General features: G+C 70.0%; 1 protein-coding gene. It reads left to right on the top strand.

The window, feature by feature from the left end; translation table 11 throughout:
* The first annotated feature begins 29 nt into the window (after positions 1-29).
* A complete protein-coding gene (gene glgB, locus G6018_RS01435) occupies positions 30-2,195 on the top strand; it encodes a 1,4-alpha-glucan branching protein GlgB (protein WP_182638528.1) in 2,166 nt (721 codons plus the stop codon).
* Positions 2,196-2,282 lie beyond the last annotated feature (87 nt).

Here is a 2,282-nt window from a genome sequence, read left to right as displayed (position 1 = left end):
CGGCAGCCCCCGACGCGCCGTCGGGCGGGATCCCCCGCGAGGAGCTCGACGCGCTCCGCTCCGGCACCCACCGCGACCCGCACTCGGTCTACGGCGCCCACCCGACCGGGTCCGGTTCGGTCGTGCGGACCATGCAGCCCGGTGCCACCTCGGTGGAGATCGTGCTCGGGACGCGCACGGTGCCCATGGAACCGCTCGGCGACGGCATGTTCGGGGCGGGGTTGCCCGAGCGGGACGTCCCCGACTACCGGTTCCGGGTGACCTACCCGGACGGGCACACGCGGATCGTGGCCGACGGGTACCGCTTCCTGCCCACTCTCGGCGAGATGGATCTCCACCTGATCAACGAGGGTCGGCACGAGCGGCTGTGGACCGTCCTCGGTGCGCACGTCCGCACGTACGACACCCCCGGGGGGCCCCTCACCGGGACGTCCTTCGCCGTCTGGGCCCCGAACGCCCGGGGCATCAGCGTGGTGGGCGACTTCTGCGGGTGGAACCCGATCGCCCTGCCCATGCGTGCGATCGGCGCCTCGGGAGTGTGGGAACTGTTCGTACCTGACGTGATCGACGACGCCGTCTACAAGTACTGCGTCCGCGGCGCCGACGGCCGGACCGTCGACCACGCCGATCCGCTCGCGGTGGCCACCGAGGTGCCCCCCGCCACCGGATCCAGGGTGTTCACGTCCGGCCACGAGTGGAACGACGACGAGTGGGTCGCCGGCCGGGCGACGCGCGACCACTCGCGCTCCCCGATGACGGTCCTCGAGGTCCACGTGGGCTCCTGGAGACCGGGACTCGGCTACCGCGAGTTCGCCCACCAGTTGGCCGACCACGTGACCGAGACCGGCTTCACCCATGTCGAGCTGATGCCCGTCGCCGAGCATCCCTTCGGCGGGTCATGGGGCTACCAGGTGTCCTCCTACTACGCCCCCACCAGTCGTTTCGGCACCCCGGACGACCTGCGCTATGTGGTCGACCACCTGCACTCGCGCGGCATCGGCGTGCTGGTGGACTGGGTGCCCGCGCACTTCCCCAAGGACGAGTGGTCCCTCGGCCGCTTCGACGGGACCCCGCTGTACGAGCACGCGGACCCCCGTCGCGGTGAGCAGCCCGACTGGGGCACCTACGTGTTCGACTTCGGTCGTCACGAGGTCCGCAACTTCCTGGTGGCCAACGCCCTGTACTGGGCGGAGGAGTTCCACGTCGACGGCCTGCGCGTGGACGCCGTCGCCTCGATGCTCTACCTGGACTACTCGCGGAACGAGGGCGAGTGGACCCCCAACCGCTACGGCGGTAGAGAGAACCTCGAGGCCATCTCGTTCCTGCAGGAGGTCAACGCCACCGTGCGCCGGGAGCACCCCGGATTCCTCATGATCGCCGAGGAGTCGACCTCCTGGGGCGGCGTCACCGCGCCCACGGACACCGGCGGTCTCGGGTTCTCCATGAAGTGGAACATGGGGTGGATGAACGACACGCTGCGCTATGTGGGGCTCGACCCCGTCTACCGGGGACACCACCACGGCGAGGTCACCTTCTCCTTGATGTACGCCTGGAGCGAGCGGTTCGTCCTCCCGCTCAGCCACGACGAGGTGGTCCACGGCAAGGGATCGATGTGGCAGCGCATGCCGGGGTCCTCGTGGGACCGCGCGGCCGGGTTGCGTGGACTCTACGCCTACATGTGGGCGCACCCCGGGAAGAAGCTCATCTTCCAGGGGATGGAGTTCGGTCAGGTCGGCGAGTGGAACGACGAACAGGGCGTCACCTGGGAGAACCTCGAGGGCTGGGAGGGCGAGTACCACCGCGGCATCCTCGCCTCGGTCCGGGACATGAACGCACGCTACGCGGAGAACCCCGGGCTGTGGACGCTCGACGACGACCCGTCGGGGTTCTCGTGGATCGACGCCAACGACTCGGAGAACAACGCGCTGTCGTTCCTGCGTACCGATCACGCGGGCAACACGATCGCCTGCGTGGTGAACTTCTCGGGCCGCACCCTGGACGACTACCGGATCGGTCTGCCCGAGGCCGGGTACTGGGAGGAGATCCTCAACACCGACGCCACGGCCTACGAGGGGTCGGGAACCGGCAACCTGGGCGGGGTCAACGCGGAGGAGCGGCACCACCACGGCCGCACCCATTCCGCGGGCATCACCGTCGGCCCCCGCGCCGCGGTGTGGCTGCGGCACACGCCCTGACGTCGGGCGGCACCCGGGCCTCAGTACAACGCGTTGGCGAGGTTCCGACGGGCGGCCAGCACCCGCGGGTCGTCCGTCGGGAGCGCC

It is taken from the genome of Dietzia sp. DQ11-44 (genome assembly GCF_014145205.1).
GTDB classification, from domain to species: domain Bacteria; phylum Actinomycetota; class Actinomycetes; order Mycobacteriales; family Mycobacteriaceae; genus Dietzia; species Dietzia natronolimnaea.
The sequence above is the reverse complement of the archived record's forward strand: the minus strand, read 5'-3'. Positions and strand labels throughout refer to the sequence as shown.